A 20,031-nucleotide genomic window follows, 5' to 3' on the forward strand; every position below is an offset into this window, starting at 1 on the left:
CGCTGAAGCCGATCAGTCCCGGATGCTTCTGGCCACCAGACGCGCGACGCTCGGGCCGACGAGCAGCACGATCAGGAAGCGCGCTGACTGCAGCGCCATGACGAAGGAGATGTCGACGTTCTGCGCCGCGGCGGCAATGATGGCCACGCTGTCCATGCCGCCGGGGCTGGTCGCCAGATAGGCCGTCAGCGGATCGATGCCCAGGAGATGGCTGATCAGGAAGGCGAGCCCGCCGCAGAATGCGATCAGCGCCACGATCGAGGCGATGATCTGGGGCAAGGCCCGCGTCGCATGGCGCAGGATCGGCCTGGTGAAATTCAGCCCGATCGACCAGCCGACCATGGCGTAGCTGATAGCCAGCAGCCAGGGCGGCAACTGCATCTCGACGCCAAGACCGAGATGGATGACGCTGCCGAAGATGAAGGTGCCGAGGAAGGAGGGCGAGGGCAGCCGGCAGAGCTTGCCCGCCAGGCCGCCGACCAGCGCGATGCCTGACGTGGCGGCGAAGGCCTGGGCATCGATCGGCGGAAACCAGATGATGGGCGGGATTTCGATGCCCGATGTGTCGACCCACATCTTGGCGACGATGGCGGCCGTCATCGAAACGAAAATGACGCGCAGATACTGCATGAAAGCGACAAGCCGCTGGTCGGCGCCGAAGGCGCCGGCCATCAGCACCATGGCGGTGGCGGCACCCGGCGAGGAGCCCCAGACGGCGGTGGTGCCGGGCAGGATGCGCCAGCGGCTGATCAGCCAGCCAAGCAGGCTGGAGGCCGCGACCGTTGCGATCACAACGCCCAGGAACAGCGGCCACTCTGCGTAGAAGACGGGAAAGATGTCGGCCGAGATCGACGCGGCGACGAGACAGCCGACAATGGCCTGGGCGGAGCCGAACAGCAGGCGCGGCACGCGCACCGTGGCGCCATTGGTGCCAGCGACGATCGCCGCCAGCATCGGCCCGATCAGCAGCGCCGCCGGCAGAGCGGCGAGTTCGAGCGCACCGGCAAACAGAGCGGAGATGGTGAGCAGAACCAGCCATTGCCAAGGCTTGCCCATCCGCGCCATGCGCTCGGTGGCGGGCTGGTCCTGGGGTGGAGACTCGGCCGAGGAATCCATAGTTTGGTCTTAGACCTGGCGCGTGAAAATGCGAACCACGGTTTACCGAAAAAATGATGGTTTCACGCGTCCAGGCGCCGAGTAACAGCTTTCATATGTCGGCGCCGAACCGTTGCTCGATCTCATCGCGACCCATGCGGTCGAAATCTTCAGCGACGGAAAGGCCGGTCATAAAACCAACCCGTCGCTTCTGCGGTGCGGGCTGATCGATAGGCACGATTCTGGCCAATGGCTTGCCGGCGTTGGTGATGATGAACGACTCACCTTTGGCTACCTGTCTTACGAGGCGCGACGGATGGGCTTTCGCATCGCGAATGTTGACCGTCCGCGTCAAAGGTTGCTCCTCAATGACCGACACTGTGCGGGCCTTAGCTGTCCGGCTCAGCTCGTCTTGCCGTCGACCAACCCGAAGCCGCCGACGGGGTGGGTCTCCACTTGGAACTCGAAGCCGGCGATGAAGGGGCGGGCCTTGGCGATGGCCGCCTGGACTTCCGGAAGCTGCAGGGAAGCCTTGTGGCTTGCCTGATCCGTCCACACTTCGGTCACCCAGATCGCGTCGGCATCGGCCGGATCGGTGGCGACGATGTAGCTCAGGCAGCCGGGCAGGGCGCCGGTGCTGGCGCGCAGCACATCCATGACCGCGTCGCGCTGGCCGCGCGCTGCCCGCATCTTGCCGATCAGTCCGTACATTCCTTGTCTCCCCCTGGGATTGGCGCGAAAGGAGTATGCAGGGCGCCAGTATGCAATTCACGGGTCACGGCATCAACTGGCCGCCATTCACCTCGATCACCTGGCCGGTGATGTAGCCGCTCAACAGGTCCGATGAGAGGAACAGATAGGCGCCGACGCAGTCTTGCGCCGTGCCAGCCCGCCCCTGCGGAATTGTGGCGACCATGCCCTTGATCTGCTCCTCGGTCGAATAGCGCTCGTGGAACGGGGTGAGAATGGTACCGGGCGCCACGGCGTTGACGCGGATGCCGAAGCCGATCAGCTCCTTGGCCATGCCGCGTGTCACATTGGAGACGAAGGCCTTGGCCGAACCGTAGAGACCGGCACCGCCGCCCGCGCCATTGCGCGCGGCGATCGAGGAGGTGTTGACGATGAAGCCGCCCTGCTTCTTCAGCCACGGGATTGCCTTGCGGGAGGCGGTCAGCACCGAGCGGGCGTTGAGGTCCATCACCGCGTCGTAATGCGCTTCGGTCTGCTCGGCGTAGGGTATGCGGCCGAGCATGCCGCCGGCATTGTTGACCAGTCCGTCGAGACGGCCGAAATGCCGCGCACTGTCCTCGACGACGCGTTCGACATCGGCGGGCAGGGAAAAATCGCCCTGGACGAGGAAGACCTCGCCGCCGCTGTCGCGAATGGTCTTGCCAAGTTTCTCGGCGGCCTCCTGGCTCGAATTGTAATGCAGCGCCACCTTGGATTTCTGCGCGGCATAGGCCAGTGCGAGTGCCGCGCCTATGCCGGTCGAGGCGCCGGTGACCAGCACCGCCTTGCCGGCGAGATCGGGGATGGTAAGCGCGGTCGTGGTGGGCACTGTCGGTCCTCCGGAGCGTTCAACGGGACCAGCCGTTCCAGGTCCCATGGTCGAGACTGTGCACTATGGCCGGAGATAGGCATAGCCCTGGCTTTGCAGTTCCGCGAGCTTGACGACGCCGCCCTTGTCGGCGGCATGGAAGCCGTCGAGCAGGTCGGTGAGCGAAATGTCCATGCCTTGCATGGTGTTGGCGCAGGCTTGCGGCTCGAGCCCCTGCCGCACCAGGCCGGCGAAGCGGCCGGAGACCGCGGCTGATATGCCCTTAGACTTGAAGGCGGCCAGGGCCGGGCCATGCACGACCAGCACGATGTCGACATTGCCGCCGGTGCCCTCATAGTGGTTCTTGATGTTGCCGAGCACGAAATTGACCTTGTCCACATCGCTCAGGTGATAGGCGACCTTCAGCCTGGCGGGCTCGATGGCCGCCGCCTGCACCGCCCGCAAGCCAAGAAACGTTCCGGTTCCGGCAAGAACCGCGCGGAACATGTCACGCCGGCGCATGGCTTCCTCCTCCAATTTCACCGCGATTTGCGTGGCTCCGGCCGCAATACTAGCATAAATTGACGCTACGTCCTGTCGATGCGAGGAGGGATCACATGACGTTCAGGGCAGGGGAATGGAGGACGATTGCGGGCGCTGGATTTGGCGTGGTGCTGCTCGGTTTGCTATCAGGCACGGCAGTCGCCGGCGACACGCTTAAACTCAGGGAACTCAGCCCGAACGGAGCGGACGCCTGTTTCGGGCGGGTCTATGACGCAGCCCATCTCAAGGCGCATCCGAAGCAGAAGGTGGCGCGGATCTTCTTCTACTACGGCCATGACCCGGTCAGCCGGCCGAACGAAGAGCCCACGGCAAACGCCGACACGTCCTACAATGGCTTTCTCTCCACCACGGTGCGTGGCGCCAAGGCGCCGGAATGGGCCGGCGGCTGGTGCAATCATGAATCCGAGGACGGCACATCAGGCCCGATCCGCTGTGGCATGGATTGCGACCGTACGCTGGCCTCGCTGAAAGTCGACGACAAGGGCCGGCTGCTCCTCTCAGATCTGTCTTCCGATATCTACCTCGATCCGGACTCGGAGGAGCAACTCGGCAAGGCGGAATACAACCGCCAGGCGCTCGGCTCGGAGGATGACAATTTCCGCCTTGACCCGATGCCGGCCGCGACCTGCAAGGCCGAGTTCGCACGCATCGATCCCATTGATCCGGCGCTTGGGGACCCGTTGCGCGTGCGGCTGAAGCCAGACCAGCCCTTCTGCTATGGGCGCGACTATGACGCGGCCCATATGAGTTCGCACCCCAACCAGCTGACGCAGTCGATCCGGGTTTTCCGCGGACCGGTGGAGCTGGCATCCTTCGCCTCCAGCGGCGACGCCGCCAACTGGCCCGACGGCGCCGACATTGCCGTGTCAGTGACGACCAGAAAGAATGGGACCAAGGTCACGCAGACCTATTCCTGCCAGGGCGAGGCCGACCAGTGGCGTTGCGCGGCAAGCTCGAAGATGAGCGATTTTGCCTGCGACATCGCGCAGAAGGAAATCTACCTCAAGCGCGGCGCCAACGGCATGATGATGCTGGCCAATCCCAATAGCAGCCTGGCGATCGTCGATCTGTGCTCCAAGGCCGCCGACGGCAAGACGAAGTCGGACGACAAGGTCTATCGGCTGGAGCCAATGCCGCAATCGGCCTGCGCACCTTGAGGCCTGCCGATATTCAGGTGAGGCCGGCCTGCGAATGGCGGCTTCCTGCGCTTCCGGTGCTCACGTACTTTGAGTACGCTCCGCTCCGGTTCTCGGAAGCCACCATTCTCGACTCGGCCTGACCTGAATCTCGACAGGCCTCAGGCTAGCGCGAGGCTACGCGAACGGCACGGCCGTCGTGCCCTTGGGCAGTTTCGCCTCATCATCTGGCTCGACATGGATGGTGACGCGCACCGAGGGGATTTCGGCTTTCAGCGCGTCCTCGATGCGGTCGCAGATGACGTGGCTGGCGCCGACGGACATGTCGGCGTCGACGACCAGATGGAACTCGATGAAGGTGGCGCGGCCGGCGATGCGTGTCTTGAGGTCGTGCACCTCCAGCGCGCCCTTGCAGTTGGCCGAGATGATGTCGCGGATGCGCATATGTTCCTGCGTGTCGACGGCGCGGTCCATCAGCCCGTTCATCGACGAGCCGATGACGTGCCAGCCCTGCCACAGGATGTTGAGCGCGACGATGACGGCAAGTGCCGGATCGAGGATCTGCCAGCCGGTCAGGATTGCGCCGACCAGGCCGCCGAAGACGCCGATCGAGGTCACCACATCGGTCATGATATGATTGCCGTCGGCGACCAGCGCCGGCGATTTCTCGGCCCGGCCGACTCGGATCAGCGTCCAGGCCCAGAAGGCATTGATGGCGGTCGCGACGCCATTGATGGCAAGTCCTTTCCAGGGCTGCTCAAGCGGCGCCGGCGTTTGCCAGGAGCGCCAGACCTCGTTCAGGATCAAAAGGGCGGCGACGACGATCAGCACGCCTTCCAGTACGGCCGAGAAATACTCGGCCTTGTGATGGCCGAACGGGTGGTCCTGGTCGGCCGGCTTGTAGCTGACCTGGATCGCCCAGAAGGCGGCGACCGAGGCAATGACGTTGACGATGGATTCCAGCGCGTCCGAATAGAGCGCGACGGAGCCGGTGACGTACCAGGCGGCGACCTTCAACGCGAGCACGACAAAGGCGATCACGATCGACCAGAAGGCAAGGTTGGCGACCTTGCGCTTGCCGGCGGCTTTCGTCGCGATCATCATGGCGTTCTCGGCTTCGGCCATTTCGTCAGGCTGCCTTTTCCTTGGCCTTGCGCGGCAAATGGGCGACGATGTTCTCGATGATGCGCATGCCGGCATTGTGGCCGAGCGTCATGATCGATTCCGGGTGGAACTGCACCGCGGCGATCGGCTCCTTGCGATGTTCGAAGGCCATGATCACGCCGTCCTCTGTTTCCGCCGTGACGATGAAGTCGTCGGGCAGCCGCACCGGATCGGCGAAGATCGAATGGTAGCGGCCGACGGTGACTTCCTTGGGCAGGCCGGAGAAGATGATGCCCGGCTTTGAGACGCGGATGCGCGAGGGCTTGCCGTGCATCGGGATGTGCAACTGGCGCAATTCCCCGCCATAGGCCTCGGCCAGTGCCTGCAGGCCGAGGCAGACGCCGAAGATCGGCAGGTCGCGGGCGCGCGCCTTCTTGATGGTGGCGGCGCAGTCGAAATCCTTCGGCGTGCCGGGTCCGGGCGACAGCACGACGAGATCCGGCTTCAGCCGCTCGAAGACTTCCTCCGGCACCGGCGTGCGCACGGTCGAGACATTGGCGCCGGTCTGGCGGAAGTAGTTGGCCAGCGTGTGGACGAAACTATCCTCATGATCGACGAGCAGGATGTTGACGCCGTCGCCGACGCGCGCGGTGGTGCGCTCGGTGCTGGTGGAATTGCCCGTCTTGGCGTCGCGGATGGCGGAGAGCATGGCGGATGCCTTCAATTCGGTTTCGGCTTCTTCTTCCTCGGGAATGCTGTCGAAGAGCAATGTGGCGCCGGCGCGCACCTCGGCGATGCCGTCCTTGATGCGGATGGTGCGCAAGGTCAGGCCGGTGTTCATGTCGCCGTTGAAATTGACCATGCCGATGGCGCCGCCATACCAGGCGCGGGGGCTTTTCTCGTTCTGCTCGATGAAGCGCATCGCCCACAGTTTCGGCGCGCCGGTGACGGTGACCGCCCAGGCATGCGAGAGAAAGGCATCGAAGGCATCCATGCCTTCGCGCAGCCGGCCCTCGATGTGATCCACGGTATGGATCAGGCGCGAATACATCTCGATCTGGCGGCGGCCGATGACGCGCACCGAGCCCGGCTCGCAGACGCGCGACTTGTCGTTGCGGTCGACGTCCGAGCACATTGTGAGCTCGGACTCGTCCTTCTTGGAGTTGAGCAGCTTCAGGATCTGCTCGCTATCGGAAATGGCGTCGTCGCCGCGCTTGATGGTGCCCGAGATCGGGCAGGTCTCGACACGGCGGCCGTTGACGCGCACGAACATTTCCGGCGAGGCGCCGATCAGGTATTCGCCTTCGCCCAGATTGATGAAGAACGAATAGGGCGAAGGGTTGATCGACTTCAGCTTGCGCGAAATCTCGGATGGCTGCGTCTCGCACCGCTCGTAGAACATCTGGCCGGGAACGACCTCGAACAGGTCGCCGCGCTTGAACGAGTCCATCGCGCGCCGCACAAGGTTGGCATATTCGCCGGGCTCATGGTCGCCGCGCGGCGGGATGCGGTCGGCGGTCTGGAACGGCTCGGCGATTTCGTCGCGCGGCAGGCCTTCGGTGGAAAAACCCTCGCCTGAATAGTCGTAGCGGTCGGTCCAGGCCTTGGCCGAATAATGGTCGACGACCAGGATCTCGTCAGGCAGGAACAGCACGAGATCGCGCTGGCTCGGCTTGCGCTCGAGCTTGTAGTCGACTGGGTCGAACTGGAAGGCGAGGTCGTAGCCGAAGGCGCCATAGAGGCCGAGATTGGCGTCTTCCGCTGTCTTGAACAAAGCGGTGATGGCACGCAGCACAGTAAAGACCGAAGGCACGCGGCTGCGCTCCTCTTCGGTGAAGACACGGCCCGGTTTGGCGACATCGAGGCGGATCAGCTTCCTGGTCGTCTCGGCGATGGTGACGTCTGCAAGGCCAACCAGCGTCTTGCCGACGACCGGCAACAGGGCTTCGCCACGCCCGTTCAGCGCCTCGATGCGCATGGCGCGACCGCGCGCGGAGATGACCAGAGGCGGATCGATGATGGCCGTGTCCCAACGCGTATAGCGGCCGGGATATTCGTAATTCGAGGAAAACACGGCACCGCGGCGCGAATTCAGCCCGTCGACATAAGTGTCGATCGCGCCTGCATAGGGCCGGTCGTGGCGCTCGCGGGTGATGGTGATGCCACCCGCGGTCACGAAGCTTTCAGCGCCGTTCTCCAGAACCTTCATCGTCATTGCCGTCTCCATCTGGCTTGTTGGGGCAACGGACCCGGGACTGGCTTGGAAAAAAACAAATGGCCGCCCGGACTTTCCGTTGCGGCCACCCTCTCTTTTCACGCACGCGCGTTCGAACAGGCCGCTGTCAGCAGGCCCACCACCAAATGGTCTTGGTCGAACGCATGTTCATGGCGAAATCCATAGCGGCGAAAAACTGGATGCGCAACTGATTTGAAAAGCCTCTTCGGTGGCCGCCGGTTCCCAGGCTCATGGCACATCGCCAGAGCCGGCGGTCGCGTCTAGGCTGGACCTTCAACAATACGAAAACGGGAAACACCAATGACCGAACAGGCCGAGCGTGCGCGGACGTTCCATTCCCTTCACGTGAAGGGCAACCCGATCGTTCTCTACAATGCCTGGGATCCGGGCTCGGCCAAGATCGTGGAGAAGGCCGGCGCCAAGGCGATCGCCACCGGAAGCTGGCCGGTCGCGGCAGCGTTCGGCTATGCCGATGGCGAGAAGATCCCGCTGGAACTGGCACTCGACAACATCAAGCGTATCGTGGCGGCGGTCGACCTGCCGGTGACGATGGACCTCGAGGGTGGCTACGGCGTCGATCCCGAATTCGTTGCTCGCACGGTGACGTTGGCATTGCGCGCCGGTGCCATCGGTTTCAATTTCGAAGACCAGATTGTCGGCGGCAGTGGCCTGCACGACATCGTCGTCCAGGTAACGCGCATTGAAGCCGCCGCCGCTGCCGTGAAGGCTTCCGGCATTCCGGCATTCCTAAACGCACGCACCGACATTTTTCTCAAGGCGAAGCCGGACGCGCATGACGACGAACTGCTCGATCAGGCCATCGAGCGGGCGCAGGCGTATGAAAAGGCCGGAGCGAATGGCTTTTTCGCACCGGGTCTTGGCGACGAGGGCTTGATCGAGACGCTCTGCAAGGCCACGGCCCTGCCGGTCAACATCATCGCATTGGCACATGTGCCGCCGCGCCAGCGGCTGGCCGAACTCGGCGTCGCCCGCATCAGCCATGGCCCGGTGCCTTACCGGCAGATGGCCGAATGGCTGGAGGCGAAAGCGCGGCTGGCGATTTCTGGTTAGAGGTGCTGCACATGGCAGGCAGTAGGGGGCGAGCGGAGACCTCCTACTTCATCATCCTAGGGCGAAGCAGGAGCGAAGCTCCGTCGCGGAGACCCTGGGATCCATTCCGTGACCTTAGACGTGGAGTGCAGCGGAGCAGAATTCTGCACCGCTGCGGCGCTCAGATGTAACGGCATGGATTCTAGGGTCTGCGCCGCGTCGCTTCGCTCCTTGCTTCGCCCTAGAATGACGAAGCTTTGGGACGCTTCGGCAAACTACTAGGCAAGCTCCTCAATCCTCCAGCGTACCCGACCTTGCGTCGGCGCTCTTCCTGTCGCCGACCAGCTTCAGAAGGTCCTCGCCGGCGCGGACGATGCGGCGCGAGCGGCGGGTCAGGATGATGCCGTCCTGCGGCGCGAACACTTCCGCGCGGCCATCGGCTTCGCCCGGCGCGTGGACGATGGTGGCGAGGCGCGTGCCCCTGGCGACACGGTCGCCGGGCTTCACGTCATAGAGCACAGCACCGGCCCGTGGCGCGGGCATCATGTCGATGTTTTCCAGGGGGGCCACAGTGCCGGTGAAAGGGCCGGGTGCGGGGAGCGTGCTGTCGGCGATCACGCCGCGCGCCACCAGCAGCCGGTAGAGGCCTTCGGCGTCGGCTTTGGCCAGGGCGCCATCGACGTCGATGATGCCGCGATATTCGACCGTGGTGGCGACGCGCCGGTCGAACCTCGCCACATCGGCGGGAACGTTCTGGTACGGCATGATCGAGGCGCCCTCAAAGGTGCCGTCGGTATCCTCGCTCCACAGCACGACCGCATCGACACCCATGGCGGCGGCGCAATCGGCCATATCAGGCCACAGGCTGGTGTGGACGTAGAGATAGGCAAGGCCCTCGTCATCGCAATGCAGGTCGAGCACGATGTCGTGGCCCAGCGACAACTGCACCAGGCGTGACTTCAGCCGCTGGTCGGCGCCGCCAAACGCGGTGTCCGGCAAGAGCTTGGTGTCGGGCGCGGCAAGCAGCGGAAAGCCGCGGTTGAAATTGGTGCGAGTACCCAGATGGAAGCGGCCCTGGTGCTCGCCGAAATGATATTGCGCGCGGCCGATCGGGTTGGCCCACGGCACGATGGTTATGCTGCCCCTGATGCGGCCTTCGGCCTCCGCCTTGTTCAGCGCCGGCATCAGCGCGTCGATGGCGACGACGCCTGGCAGTTCGCCGGCATGGAGTGCCGCCTGCAGATAGGCCGAGGGCGCCGCCTTGTCGCTGCCTGTGAAGTGGAACACCGGGAATTCGTAGGAAACGCCTTCGCTATCACCGGCGATGCGTTCGATCGATTTCTGCATGACTTCCTCCATCAAGAGCAAGAAGACATGCCCATTTGAGGCCATCGATGTCGATTGGTCCAGCAGGCCGCGCTATGGGCGCAAGATTTCTGTCCCTCTGACGAAAGAGACGTCTATTCCGCGGCAGCCTGGAGCGGGACGGGCGCGCGCCGGTCCAATGCCTGCGACAGCACTGCCACGGTGACAGCCAGCAAGGCGAGCACCGCGCCGACCAGCGGCAGATTGGCGTAAGAAACGCCTGCCGACAGGGCCACGCCGCCAATCCAGGCGCCGCCGGCATTGCCGACATTGAAGGCGCCCTGGTTCAGCGTGGCGGCAAGGTTCGGCCCTTCCGAGGCCGCCTCGACGACGCGGATCTGCAGCGGCGGCACGACGACGAAAATGAGCAAGCCCCACAGGAAGACGATGCCGATGGCCACACTTGCGATGGCGCCGAACTGCATGAAACCGACGAACAGCACCGCCATCAAAAGCAGCGTGCCGATGACGGTCGGCATCAGCTTCCAGTCGGCCAGCCGCCCACCAATGATGTTGCCGATCGTCATGCCGGCGCCGAACAGCAGGAGCACCCAGGTAACGGCCGAGGTGGACAGGCCCGACACGTCGGTCAGATAGGGCTTGATGTAGGTGAACACGGCAAACAGGCTGGCCGAGGCCAGCGAGGCGATCAGCATCGCCAGCCAGACCTGCAACCTGCCCAGCACGCGCAGCTCGCCGCGCAAGCCACCGCCGCTCGGCTCAGCGACATCCGACGGCACCAGCCAGGCGATGGCCGCGACCGAGATCAGACCGATGCCGACAACGGCGATGAATGTGGAGCGCCAGCCGAATGCTTCGCCAAGGGCTGTGCCAGCAGGAACGCCCAGAATGTTCGAAAGCGTCAGGCCGGCGAACATCAGCGCCATGGCGCTGGCGCGCTTGTTGCGCGGCACCAGGCTGGCGGCAACGACCGAGCCGATGCCGAAGAAGGCGCCGTGCCCAAAAGCGGTGAAGACACGCGCCGCCATCAGCGTCCAATAATCAGGCGCGATGGCGCAAAACAGATTGCCGACGACGAATGAAGCCGTCAGCCCGACCAGCACCGGCTTGCGCGGCAGATGCGCGGTGGCCATGGCGACGATCGGCGCGCCGAAGACGACGCCCAGTGCATAGCCCGTGACCAGCAAGCCGGCCGACGGGATCGACACGCGAAGGTCGGCGGCGACCTCCGGCAGCAGGCCCATGATGACGAACTCGGTGGTGCCGATGCAGAAAGACGCAATGGCAAGCGCAAGGATCGGCAAGGGCATGGGGCGTCCAGACTGAATCGGTTCAATTCTGAGTCTGCGCGAGGAGCCGTGCCGGGCGCAATGTATATTGCTGCATTGCAGCGATGCAGAAAGCGTGGAGCAGATTGAAACGAGGCGCCGCAGCGCCTCGTTTGCGATCAGCCTTGGGGAACGAGCCTTTCCCGATCATGGCGCCTTTGGCAAGGCATAGGCGATGATGTAGTCGCCACGATCGGGCGACTGACGCGCGCCGCCCGCCGACACGACGACGAACTGGCGGCCGCTTGCGGGCGAGGTGTAGGTCATCGGCGTCGCCTGCGCGCCGACCGGCAGGCGGCCTTTCCAAAGCTCCTCGCCGGTGGCGACGTCGATGGCGCGCAGATAATAATCCTGCGTGCCGGCATAGAAGACGAGCCCGCCCGCAGTCGTCACAGGGCCGCCGAGCGAGGGCATGCCGATCGGGATCCGCAGGCCGGTCTTCATCTCAAGCGGGCCGGTGTCCTGCAGCGTGCCGGCCGGAACCTGCCAGACGAGTTTTCGCGTGTTCAGGTCGATGGCGCTGATCGTGCCGTAGGGCGGCTGGTGGCAGGGCACGCCGAGCGGCGACATGAAGCCGTTCTTGAGCGCGCCATACGGCGTGCCGAGCTGGGTGCCCAGACCGTCATGCGCCGCCGAGGGGCCATAATTGTCGGCCACCGCGCGCGGCAGCAATTCGACGAATTGCGGCATGCGGATGTCGTTGACGATCAGGTAGCCGTTGGCCTCGTCGATCGAGGCGCTGCCCCAGTTCATGCCGCCATAGTAGCCGGGAAACTGCAGCGAACGCGTCGGGCCCGGCGGTGTGAACTCGCCCTCGTAGCGCAGCTTCTTGAAGCCGATACGGCAATAGAGCTGGTCGAACGGAGTGGCGCCCCACATGCTGGCTTCGGTGAATGGCTTATCGCCGATCGAAGGCATGCCGACCGAATAGGGCTGGGTCGGCGACAGGAAATCCTCCTTCGCGCCGCCATCCTGCGGCACCGGCTTTTCCTGCACCTCGGCGATCGCCTTGCCGTCGCGGCGGTCGAGCATGAAGATCTGGCCGCGCTTGGTGACCTGGATCAGCGCCGGCACCTTTCCGCCCTTGCCGTCGGGCACGTCATAGAGCGCCGGCTGCGAGGGAAGGTCATAGTCCCAGAGGTCATGATGCACGGTCTGGAATTTCCAGCGCTCGCGGCCCGTGGCGATATCGAGCGCGACGACCGAAGCGGTGTAATCCTCCGCCGCCTTGCTGCGCTCGGCTCCGAAGAAGTCGGGCGTGGCGTTGCCGGTCGGCAAATAGACGAGGCCAAGCGCGTCGTCATAGCTCGGCGTCGACCAGACGTTGGGCGTGCCGCGCGTGTAGCTCTGGCCTTCCGGCGGCAGTTTGGTGATCGCCGGATTGCCGAGGTCCCAGGCCCATATCAGCTCGCCTGTCCTGGCGCTGAAGGCCCTGACGGCGCCTGACGGCTCGCCGGTCTCGACATTGTCCCAGACCCAGCCGCCGACCATGATTAGGTCGCGCATGACGGTGGGCGCAGAAGTCTGGAAGTAGAAACCGGCCTTCACCTCGCCCATGCCTTGCTTGAGGTCGACGGTGCCGCCCTGGCCGAAATCCGGGCAAGGCTGGCCGGTCTTGGCATCGATCTCGATCAGCCGCGCATCGATGGTGGTCATGACGATGCGCCCGGCACAGACCGCTGGGGCGCCACCGGCCGCGGCATCGGCCGCCGGCTCGTAGTAGCTGACGCCCCGGCAGCGCTGCCACAGCGGCGCCGAAGCTTTCGGGTCGAATTTCCAGCGCGGCTCGCCGGTTTCGGCGTTGAGCGCGTTGACGACATTTTTCGAGGAGCAGGTGTAGACCGTGTCGCCGATCTGCAGCGGCGTATTCTGGTCCTCGGCGCCCTTGACCGGTATATCGCCGGTGCGGAAGGTCCAGGCGACCTTGAGGTCCTTCACATTGTCCTTGTTGATCTGGCCGATCGGCGCATAGCGCGTGCCGGCGGGCGTGCGGCCGTAATGGCGCCAGTCGGTGCTGGAGGCGGCCGCGGCAAGCGGCGGCGCTTCGCTGGCGACGGCCATGTCGCGGATCACGCCATGTGGCTGGAAGGCGTAGGCGGCAGTGGCGATCAGGCCGAGCACGAGGACACCGGCAACGGCGAACGGGCCGCGCTTGCCGCCGCCGGATGACGGGAACAGCGGCGCCAGCAGGAGGGCGATCACGGCCAGCACCGCCGGCGCGACCAGCCGCGGCACCAGCGGCCAGAAGTTCAGTCCGGCCTCCCACAATGCCCAGGCAATGGTGACAAGGAAGATGAGGAGGTAGAGCCAGAAGCCTGCGCGCCGGCGCAAGGCGAAGAGGAAACCGGAAACGATGATGCCGGCGCCGGCCAGCGCATAATACCAGGAGCCGCCAAGACCGATGAGCTGGACGCCGCCATAGAGCAGCGGCAGGCCGATGATCATCAGCACCAGGCCGAAAAGCACGAGCAGCCAGATGCCGCCGGAGCTGTTGGAATCTTGTTTCGACATATCGGTCCTCACGCTTTTCCGGGGGGCGGCGCCTCGCGGTCGCGGCGGCCGAAAAGGGCCGTCAGGGCGATCTTTGGAGCTCGGTCGTCGGCTTCCGGTTCTTGGCGACTGGGGCTTCGCCAGGGAAAAGAATTTTATCGCAACCTAATAAATAGCATGTTATCTTTTTCACCATGTCCAAGCAAGACCCGGATCGTGCCAGATTTGGCCAACTGGTTATATCAGTCGCAAGGCTTTGGCGGCGCGCGGCCGACAAGGCGCTCGACGATTGCGGCCTGTCGCATGCCACCGCCATGCCACTCGTGATGCTGTCGCGGCTGGGTGACAATCGGCGCCAGGGTGTCCTTGCCGATCATCTTGGCTTCGAGGGGCCGTCCCTGGTACGCATCGTCGACCTGCTGGTCGAGGAGGGGCTGGTGACGCGCACCGAGGATGCCGCCGACAGGCGGGCCAAGATCCTGTCGCTCACCGATGCCGGGCGCGGCCGTGTGACCGAGATCGAGCGCCTGCTGGCGGTGCTGCGCGCCGAGCTGCTCAGCGATATCGGTGACGCTGAACTGAGAAGCGCAATGCTCTTGCTCGGCCGGTTGGAGGCGAAGCTGACCGGACCGGAAGCCGAATAGGTTTCAGACCAGGGGCCCTGGGCGAAGATGCGGGATCTAGAGCGGTTCAGCGTTTCACGGAATCGCAGAACCGCTCTAACTATTTCTTTTTATGCAATTCCGGACGGAAAACCGTTGCACACTTTTCCTGGAATTGCTCTAGACGCGACCGGCTCGCCTCATGAATGGAAGAAGCTCAGCCAGCACGCGATCCGGCGCCTCCTCGGCGAGATAATGCCCCGCTTCGATTGCGCGGCCGGCGACGTCATGTGCAAACCGCTCCCATACCCCGATCATGTCGAAGCGCTTCCACACCGGATTGCGTGCGCCCCACAAAAGCAGCAAAGGCATTTCGATGCGCCGGCCGGCATCAGCCGCGTCATGGGCAAGATCGATCGTGGCGCCGGCGCGATAGTCCTCGCACATACCATGCATCGACGCCTTGTCCTGCAGGACGCGCAGATATTCGTTCCAGACCTCGGGATCGATCGTGCCGTCATCGACGAGATGGCCGAGTTCATAGCGCAGGAAACTTTCGGGATCGGCGCTCAGCAGCTTTTCCGGAAAACCCTGGCCCTGGGTGAAGAAAAACCATTCCCAATACGCGTTCGCGAAGTGCCTGTCCGTCTGTTCGTAAAGGACCGTCGTCGGCAGAATGTCGAGAAAGGCCAGCCTTTGCAGCCGACCGGGAAAATCCAGTGCCATGCGGTGCAGGACCCGCGCTCCGCGATCATGGCCGATGGCCGAGAAGCTCCCGTAGCCAAGCCGCGCCATAAGCTCGTTCTGGTCCGCCGCCATCGCCCGAAACGAATAATTCGAATGATCTGGCAATCCTTGTGGTTTGCTGCTGTCGCCATAACCGCGAAGGTCGCTCGCCACGACCGTAAATTCGCGCGACAGGACCGCTACCAGCTTGTGCCACATCAGGTGGCTTTGCGGGCAGCCGTGCAAGAGCAGCAAGGGCGGTCCTTTGCCGCCGATGCGGTAGTGGATCGTGACTTCGTCGAGGGTCACGGTTTGCGTGTGGAAGTTCTCAAAAACCATCGGTCACCTCAGATTCGAGCGCACCAGACCGGTGCGAACAACATCAAGCCGCGTAGGTGGAATCTTGCCTGTCGAGGCTGCGCTTCAACGCCTCGAAATGGGCGAAGCTCATGCCGGAATAATCCTCCCAGTCGAGCGCCGTGCGCTCTGCCAGCTGCGGTGACATGATGTTCAATGCCTGGCCGCTGGAATAGGCGAGGATCAGGGTCTGGCACGCCCGCTCGAGGAAATAGAGGTCCTCGAAGGCTTCCGCGATGGTGGGCGCCGTCACCAGGACGCCGTGGTTGCCCATCATGAGAATCCGGCGGTTGCCGAGCGCACCGGCAAGGCGTGCGCCTTCGGCGGCGTCATCGGCGATGCCGCCAAACGCAAGATCGATGGCAATGCGGTCGTAGAAACGGGCGGTGTTCTGGTCGATCGGTTTCAGAGATGGATCGGCAAGCGCCGCCACCGCCGTCGCGTAGGGCGGGTGGAGATGCACTATGCAACGCGCCTGTGGCAGCCGCGCATGCAACTGGCCATGAATGGCCCAGGCTGACCGGTCGGGCGCGTCCGGCCGCTGCATCGTTTCCCGGTCTTCGGCGTCGAGCGCCAGCAGGTCGCTAGCCTTGATCCCCGAGAAATGCCGCCAGCGCGGATTCATCAGGAAACGCTTTCCGTCTGGCGAGATAGCGACGCTGAAATGGTTGCCGACCGACTCGTGCCAGTTGAACTGTGCCGCCAGCCTGAACGCCGCGGCGAGGTCGACCCGCAACGGCCATTCCATGTCGGCATCGGCAATGCGGGGGTGGTTTCCTTGCATCTGGGTTCCTCCTTGGAGATGACCGACTATCCCACGCGACTGACAGCTATTTTGACATTTCTGGCCATGTGTCGGAAAATGACAACTTTGTACGATGAGCCTGTCCATGCCCGTCCGTTTTGGTTTTGTCTTGGTTCGCCTGTTCCCGATGTACGTGGTCGTGCTGGCAATGGAGGCGCTGCGGCTCGCCAACAAATATGCGGGGCGGCGCGCCTTCGACTGGCAGATCCTCAGCGAGGATGGCCAGGCCGTCGAAGCCAGCAATGGCATTGCCGTGGATTGCGATGCCGCTCTCAACGACGCGCCGGAGCTTGCCTATGCATTCATCGTTGCCGGTGACGATCAGGCGCGGACCGTGACGCCGCACATGCGGCGCTGGCTGGTCCGCGCAGGCGGCAAGGGCACGGTTCTCGGCGCCATCGACAGCGGTGTCTTCCTGCTTGCGGAAGCGCGGCTGATCCGGGACCGCACCATCACTGTCCATCCGGGCGCGGCGGCAGCATTTCGCGAGCAGTTTCCCGAAACAAAGGTCCAGGACCGGCCCGTCGTGGTCGACCGTTCGATCATCACTTGTGCCGGCGGCATGGCGACCGTCGAACTTCTGCTGATGCTGATCGAAAAGCACTGCAACGCGGCGATTGCCAGGGATGTCGCCAGCGACATGGTATCGCCCGATGCCGTTCTCTCACCGCCGGACGGTTCCACGGCAAGCCCCTCGGAACGCCATGGCGATGCCGATCTGGAGACAATCCTGCACATCATGCGGCAGACCGTGGAGGCGCCGCTTGCGCTTCACGCGCTGGCCCGTCGTGCGGGGTTTTCGGAACGCCAGTTCGCTCGCGTTTTTCATCTGGCGACCGGCGAGGCGCCGATGGCCTATTATCGAAAGCTGCGCCTCAATCACGCAAAGCAACTGTTGTTCCAGAGTGACATGGGCATCTCCGAAATTGCCTTCGCCTCGGGCTTCCGGTCGCTCTCCGCCTTCTCACGCTGCTTCGCGGACGAATTCGGCCGCTCGCCGCGCAAGCTGCTGGCGGAACTGCGTGCATCAGGCAATGTGCAAGCGGTTCCAGCCCGGAATTTCAGCAAACGCGTGAGCCTGCACAGGAGTCAGCCGAAAAGATGAGGGCATTCGGGATGCCGGCGCCAGCGGAGACGACTGTTCAGACCAGCGGCTTCAACTCCTGGGCAATCGTGGGCAGCAGCTCCGAGACGGTGGGGTGGATGTGCACCGCGCGCGCCAGAGTGTCGACGGGTGCCTTGGCGTACATCAGGTCGAGCACGCAATGCACCGCCTCGTCGCCGCCGGGGCCGAGCACCGAACAGCCGAGGATTTCGCGCGTGTCGGCATCGACAAGGATCTTCATGAACCCTTGCGTCTCGCCCTTTTCGACGGCGCGGCCGACACGCGTCATCGGTCGCTGGCCGACCAGCGCGCGGCGTCCGGAATTCTTTACGGCTGCCTCGGTCATGCCGCAGCGGCCGAGCGGCGGGTCGATGTAGAGCGCATAGGCCTCGATGCGGTCGCTGACCTTGCGCGGATCATTGTCGAGCAGATTGGCCGCGACGATCTCGTAGTCGTTGTAGGAGGTGTGGGTGAAGGCGCCCTTGCCGTTGCAGTCGCCCATCGCCCAGATACCGGGTACGCTGGTGCGCAGCTGATCGTCGACGATGACGAAGCCGCGCTTGTCGACCGCGACGCCGGCTTTGTCGAGGCCGAGATCGTCGGTGTTAGGGGTGCGTCCCAGCGCCAGCAGCACATGAGAACCGACGGCCGCCGGCTTGCTGGCCGAGAAGGTCACCGCGATGTCGTCGCCTCGCTTGGCGAAGCCGATGTCGTCGGCGCCGACATGGACCGCGATGCCTTCATTCTCGAGGATGGAGAGGATGGTGGCCGAGACATCCTCGTCCTCGCGGCCGGTCAGGCGCGGGCTCTTCTCGATCACGGTGACGTCCGAGCCGAAGCGGCGGAACATCTGCGCGAATTCGAGCGAGATGTAGCTGCCGCCGACCACGATGAGGTGGCGTGGCAGCACGTCGAGATCCATCATCGAGGAATTGGTCAGGTAGTCGATGTCGTGGATGCCGGGCAAATCGGGCACCGAGGCGCGGCCGCCCGTGTTGAGGAAGATCTTTTCGGCGCTCAAAAGGTCGTCGCCGACACGCACCGTGTTGGCGGATTCGAAGCGCGCATGGCCGCGGTAGAGGGTACAGTCCTTCATGCCGGCGATCCATGTCTCCAGATTGCCGCGGGCATCGTTGGTGACCTTGTCCTTGCGCGCCTTGATCCGTTGATAATCCACACCGACCGGGCCGCCGAGCGTGACGCCATAATCGGCGGCGCGCCGCGCCAGATGCGCGGCATAGGCGCTGGCAACCATGGTCTTGGTCGGCATGCAGCCCGTGTTGACGCAGGTGCCGCCGACCAGCTTGCGCTCGATCAGCGCCACGCTCATGCCAGCGGCGGACAGCCGCCCCGCCAATGGCGACCCCGCCTGGCCGGCGCCGATGATGATGGCGTCGAAGGTTTTTGCCGTCATACGACCGCCGCAACGATCAGCAGGCCACCGATGATCGCCACCGCGTCCTCGATGAAGGCGGCGGGCGGATCCTTGCCGAAGGCGGCCGCCAGCCGGCCGCGCGCTTCGGCGCCGCCCAACGTGCCGATGACCGCGCCGATGGCGCCGGCGATCAGGCCGCCTATGGTGGAACCGCCGGTCGCACCGATCACCGCGCCGCTGAAAGCACCAAGCAGGATGCGGGCGCCGAATTGCTGTGGCACCTTGCGGCTTGGCGTCGACGGTAGCTGGTCGGTGACGAGTTCGACGATGGCCAGGATGGTGAAGATGCCGACAGCGGCCCAATGGCTCATGAAGCTGGCCCAGGTGCCGGCAACCGGCAGCCAGCCCAGATAGGCGCCCCAGGCGACCGCGGCCGGCGCTGTCATGGCGCGCAGGCCGGCAATGACACCGATCAGAAGTGCAAGAAGCAAGAGCATGTTGATCCCCCTCGATCACTGGCCAGGACGGCCTTGAGACTACAGGCTACCATAGGTCCGATATTTGACCAGTACTGGGATTGGCGCTTTCCTGCTGGCCGCACTCGTGCTTTTCAAAGACGTCAATGGGAGACCACGCCATGGCTGGAAGCGAGCGCGCGAAGATGGCGGCCGGCGAATGGTACACTTGCCTCGATGACGAGCTGGAGGCGCTGCGCGTCGCGGCGCGCGAAGCCGTGTTCGAGCACAATTGCCTGCCGCCGCGGCAGCGTGGCAATCTCGGGCCGGGCCTGAAGGCATTGCTTGGTAGCGTGGGGGAAGGCGCGCGCATCGAGGCGCCGTTCCACTGCGCCTACGGCTTCAACATCGTTCTCGGCGACGGCGTCTTCCTCAATGCCGGCTGCACCATCCTCGACACGGCAAGCGTGCGCATCGGCAAGGGAACGCTGCTTGGCCCCAATGTGCAGATCTATTGCGCCGAGCACCACAAGGAAGCTGCGGGGCGACAGGCGGGGCTTGAGATCGCCAGGCCGGTCGAGATCGGCGCCCATGCGTGGATCGGCGGCAGCGCCATCATCCTTGGCGGCGTCAGCATCGGCGAGGGCGCCATCGTCGGCGCCGGCGCCGTGGTGACGCGTGATGTGCCCGCGAACGAGACGGTGGTCGGCAATCCGGCGCGACCGGTCAAACGCCGTTGA

20 protein-coding genes are annotated in these 20,031 nt (G+C 64.3%); 5 read left to right on the forward strand and 15 right to left on the reverse strand.

Translation table 11 applies throughout. The features are described 5' to 3' along the window. Positions 1-12: 12 nt before the first annotated feature. The 5 genes from AC07UC_RS11880 to AC07UC_RS11900 form a co-directional block, all read right to left on the reverse strand. Positions 13-1,116 carry an AbrB family transcriptional regulator gene (locus tag AC07UC_RS11880; RefSeq protein WP_494905833.1) on the reverse strand — a complete coding sequence of 368 codons (1,104 nt, stop codon included), beginning with the start codon at positions 1,114-1,116 and terminating at the stop codon, positions 13-15. Between the two features lie 91 nt (positions 1,117-1,207). Further along, entirely contained in the window at positions 1,208-1,450 is a 243-nt protein-coding gene (locus AC07UC_RS11885) for a type II toxin-antitoxin system Phd/YefM family antitoxin (RefSeq protein ID WP_202326086.1), read from the reverse strand. A gap of 47 nt (positions 1,451-1,497) precedes the next feature. After that, entirely contained in the window at positions 1,498-1,806 is a 309-nt protein-coding gene (locus AC07UC_RS11890; protein ID WP_140771544.1) for a putative quinol monooxygenase, read from the reverse strand. Positions 1,807-1,870: 64 nt separating this feature from the next. Next, entirely contained in the window at positions 1,871-2,653 is a 783-nt protein-coding gene (locus AC07UC_RS11895) for an SDR family NAD(P)-dependent oxidoreductase (RefSeq protein ID WP_202326087.1), read from the reverse strand. Between the two features lie 63 nt (positions 2,654-2,716). Then, entirely contained in the window at positions 2,717-3,154 is a 438-nt protein-coding gene (locus tag AC07UC_RS11900) for a DsrE family protein (RefSeq protein ID WP_494905836.1), read from the reverse strand. Between the two features lie 95 nt (positions 3,155-3,249). Here AC07UC_RS11900 and AC07UC_RS11905 point away from each other — a divergent pair, with 95 nt between their 5' ends. Continuing rightward, the gene (locus tag AC07UC_RS11905; RefSeq protein ID WP_494905838.1) at positions 3,250-4,353 is read left to right on the forward strand and encodes a hypothetical protein; all 1,104 of its coding nucleotides are present in this window, start codon (positions 3,250-3,252) and stop codon (positions 4,351-4,353) included. 156 nt (positions 4,354-4,509) lie between these two features. On the opposite strand, the gene AC07UC_RS11910 is transcribed toward AC07UC_RS11905, so the two are convergent. From AC07UC_RS11910 to AC07UC_RS11920, 3 genes are all read right to left on the reverse strand, one after another. Next, positions 4,510-5,457 (reverse strand): cation diffusion facilitator family transporter, encoded by a 948-nt coding sequence (locus AC07UC_RS11910; protein WP_140771536.1) that lies wholly within the window; start codon positions 5,455-5,457, stop codon positions 4,510-4,512. Between the two features lie 4 nt (positions 5,458-5,461). Continuing rightward, positions 5,462-7,651 carry an anthranilate synthase gene (locus AC07UC_RS11915; RefSeq protein WP_494905840.1) on the reverse strand — a complete coding sequence of 730 codons (2,190 nt, stop codon included), beginning with the start codon at positions 7,649-7,651 and terminating at the stop codon, positions 5,462-5,464. Between the two features lie 127 nt (positions 7,652-7,778). Continuing rightward, on the reverse strand, positions 7,779-7,904 hold the full coding sequence (locus AC07UC_RS11920; RefSeq protein WP_274609153.1) for a hypothetical protein: 126 nt from the start codon (positions 7,902-7,904) through the stop codon (positions 7,779-7,781). 68 nt (positions 7,905-7,972) lie between these two features. Between AC07UC_RS11920 and AC07UC_RS11925 the strand changes: the two genes are divergently transcribed. Beyond that, entirely contained in the window at positions 7,973-8,743 is a 771-nt protein-coding gene (locus AC07UC_RS11925) for an isocitrate lyase/PEP mutase family protein (RefSeq protein WP_494905843.1), read from the forward strand. A gap of 270 nt (positions 8,744-9,013) precedes the next feature. Here AC07UC_RS11925 and AC07UC_RS11930 read toward each other — a convergent pair whose 3' ends face one another. The 3 genes from AC07UC_RS11930 to AC07UC_RS11940 all read right to left on the reverse strand — a co-directional run bounded on the left by AC07UC_RS11930 (position 9,014) and on the right by AC07UC_RS11940 (position 13,887). Then, positions 9,014-10,069: a M14 family metallopeptidase gene (locus tag AC07UC_RS11930; protein WP_494905845.1), complete on the reverse strand. Its 1,056-nt coding sequence runs from the start codon at positions 10,067-10,069 to the stop codon at positions 9,014-9,016. A 113-nt stretch (positions 10,070-10,182) separates the two neighbouring features. Then, entirely contained in the window at positions 10,183-11,358 is a 1,176-nt protein-coding gene (locus AC07UC_RS11935; protein ID WP_494905847.1) for an MFS transporter, read from the reverse strand. Between the two features lie 165 nt (positions 11,359-11,523). Then, positions 11,524-13,887 (reverse strand): membrane-bound PQQ-dependent dehydrogenase, glucose/quinate/shikimate family, encoded by a 2,364-nt coding sequence (locus tag AC07UC_RS11940; protein ID WP_494905849.1) that lies wholly within the window; start codon positions 13,885-13,887, stop codon positions 11,524-11,526. 173 nt (positions 13,888-14,060) lie between these two features. On the opposite strand from AC07UC_RS11940, the gene AC07UC_RS11945 reads away from it, so the two are divergent. Then, positions 14,061-14,510 (forward strand): MarR family winged helix-turn-helix transcriptional regulator, encoded by a 450-nt coding sequence (locus AC07UC_RS11945; RefSeq protein ID WP_494905850.1) that lies wholly within the window; start codon positions 14,061-14,063, stop codon positions 14,508-14,510. A gap of 138 nt (positions 14,511-14,648) precedes the next feature. Here the strand turns inward: AC07UC_RS11945 and AC07UC_RS11950 are convergent, their stop codons facing one another. Continuing rightward, positions 14,649-15,533, reverse strand: coding sequence for an alpha/beta fold hydrolase (locus AC07UC_RS11950; RefSeq protein WP_494905852.1), 885 nt, complete (start codon positions 15,531-15,533; stop codon positions 14,649-14,651). 43 nt (positions 15,534-15,576) lie between these two features. After that, positions 15,577-16,335, reverse strand: a complete 759-nt coding sequence (locus tag AC07UC_RS11955; RefSeq protein ID WP_494905854.1) for a class II aldolase/adducin family protein — start codon at positions 16,333-16,335, stop codon at positions 15,577-15,579. Between the two features lie 106 nt (positions 16,336-16,441). Here AC07UC_RS11955 and AC07UC_RS11960 point away from each other — a divergent pair, with 106 nt between their 5' ends. Next, entirely contained in the window at positions 16,442-17,461 is a 1,020-nt protein-coding gene (locus AC07UC_RS11960; protein WP_494905856.1) for a GlxA family transcriptional regulator, read from the forward strand. Positions 17,462-17,498: 37 nt separating this feature from the next. Here AC07UC_RS11960 and AC07UC_RS11965 read toward each other — a convergent pair whose 3' ends face one another. Continuing rightward, positions 17,499-18,875 (reverse strand): FAD-containing oxidoreductase, encoded by a 1,377-nt coding sequence (locus AC07UC_RS11965; RefSeq protein ID WP_494905857.1) that lies wholly within the window; start codon positions 18,873-18,875, stop codon positions 17,499-17,501. Then, positions 18,872-19,333, reverse strand: a complete 462-nt coding sequence (locus tag AC07UC_RS11970) for a DUF4126 domain-containing protein (RefSeq protein ID WP_140771520.1) — start codon at positions 19,331-19,333, stop codon at positions 18,872-18,874. The genes AC07UC_RS11965 and AC07UC_RS11970 overlap by 4 nt, the downstream gene beginning before the upstream one ends. A gap of 140 nt (positions 19,334-19,473) precedes the next feature. Between AC07UC_RS11970 and AC07UC_RS11975 the strand changes: the two genes are divergently transcribed. Beyond that, positions 19,474-20,031 carry a sugar O-acetyltransferase gene (locus AC07UC_RS11975; protein WP_494905859.1) on the forward strand — a complete coding sequence of 186 codons (558 nt, stop codon included), beginning with the start codon at positions 19,474-19,476 and terminating at the stop codon, positions 20,029-20,031.

Source organism: Mesorhizobium sp. GW821-FHT04C10, assembly GCF_059420305.1.

Excerpts from the sequence above, each read along its gene's own strand:
- AC07UC_RS11880 (WP_494905833.1), bottom strand. The coding sequence starts at position 1,116 with ATGGATTCCTCGGCCGAGTCTCCACCCCAGGACCAGCCCGCCACCGAG.
- AC07UC_RS11890 (WP_140771544.1), bottom strand. The coding sequence starts at position 1,806 with ATGTACGGACTGATCGGCAAGATGCGGGCAGCGCGCGGCCAGCGCGAC.
- AC07UC_RS11900 (WP_494905836.1), bottom strand. The coding sequence starts at position 3,154 with ATGCGCCGGCGTGACATGTTCCGCGCGGTTCTTGCCGGAACCGGAACG.
- AC07UC_RS11905 (WP_494905838.1), top strand. The coding sequence starts at position 3,250 with ATGACGTTCAGGGCAGGGGAATGGAGGACGATTGCGGGCGCTGGATTT.
- AC07UC_RS11910 (WP_140771536.1), bottom strand. The coding sequence starts at position 5,457 with ATGGCCGAAGCCGAGAACGCCATGATGATCGCGACGAAAGCCGCCGGC.
- AC07UC_RS11915 (WP_494905840.1), bottom strand. The coding sequence starts at position 7,651 with ATGACGATGAAGGTTCTGGAGAACGGCGCTGAAAGCTTCGTGACCGCG.
- AC07UC_RS11920 (WP_274609153.1), bottom strand. The coding sequence starts at position 7,904 with ATGAGCCTGGGAACCGGCGGCCACCGAAGAGGCTTTTCAAATCAGTTG.
- AC07UC_RS11925 (WP_494905843.1), top strand. The coding sequence starts at position 7,973 with ATGACCGAACAGGCCGAGCGTGCGCGGACGTTCCATTCCCTTCACGTG.
- AC07UC_RS11930 (WP_494905845.1), bottom strand. The coding sequence starts at position 10,069 with ATGCAGAAATCGATCGAACGCATCGCCGGTGATAGCGAAGGCGTTTCC.
- AC07UC_RS11935 (WP_494905847.1), bottom strand. The coding sequence starts at position 11,358 with ATGCCCTTGCCGATCCTTGCGCTTGCCATTGCGTCTTTCTGCATCGGC.
- AC07UC_RS11940 (WP_494905849.1), bottom strand. The coding sequence starts at position 13,887 with ATGTCGAAACAAGATTCCAACAGCTCCGGCGGCATCTGGCTGCTCGTG.
- AC07UC_RS11945 (WP_494905850.1), top strand. The coding sequence starts at position 14,061 with ATGTCCAAGCAAGACCCGGATCGTGCCAGATTTGGCCAACTGGTTATA.
- AC07UC_RS11950 (WP_494905852.1), bottom strand. The coding sequence starts at position 15,533 with ATGGTTTTTGAGAACTTCCACACGCAAACCGTGACCCTCGACGAAGTC.
- AC07UC_RS11955 (WP_494905854.1), bottom strand. The coding sequence starts at position 16,335 with ATGCAAGGAAACCACCCCCGCATTGCCGATGCCGACATGGAATGGCCG.
- AC07UC_RS11960 (WP_494905856.1), top strand. The coding sequence starts at position 16,442 with ATGCCCGTCCGTTTTGGTTTTGTCTTGGTTCGCCTGTTCCCGATGTAC.
- AC07UC_RS11965 (WP_494905857.1), bottom strand. The coding sequence starts at position 18,875 with ATGACGGCAAAAACCTTCGACGCCATCATCATCGGCGCCGGCCAGGCG.
- AC07UC_RS11970 (WP_140771520.1), bottom strand. The coding sequence starts at position 19,333 with ATGCTCTTGCTTCTTGCACTTCTGATCGGTGTCATTGCCGGCCTGCGC.
- AC07UC_RS11975 (WP_494905859.1), top strand. The coding sequence starts at position 19,474 with ATGGCTGGAAGCGAGCGCGCGAAGATGGCGGCCGGCGAATGGTACACT.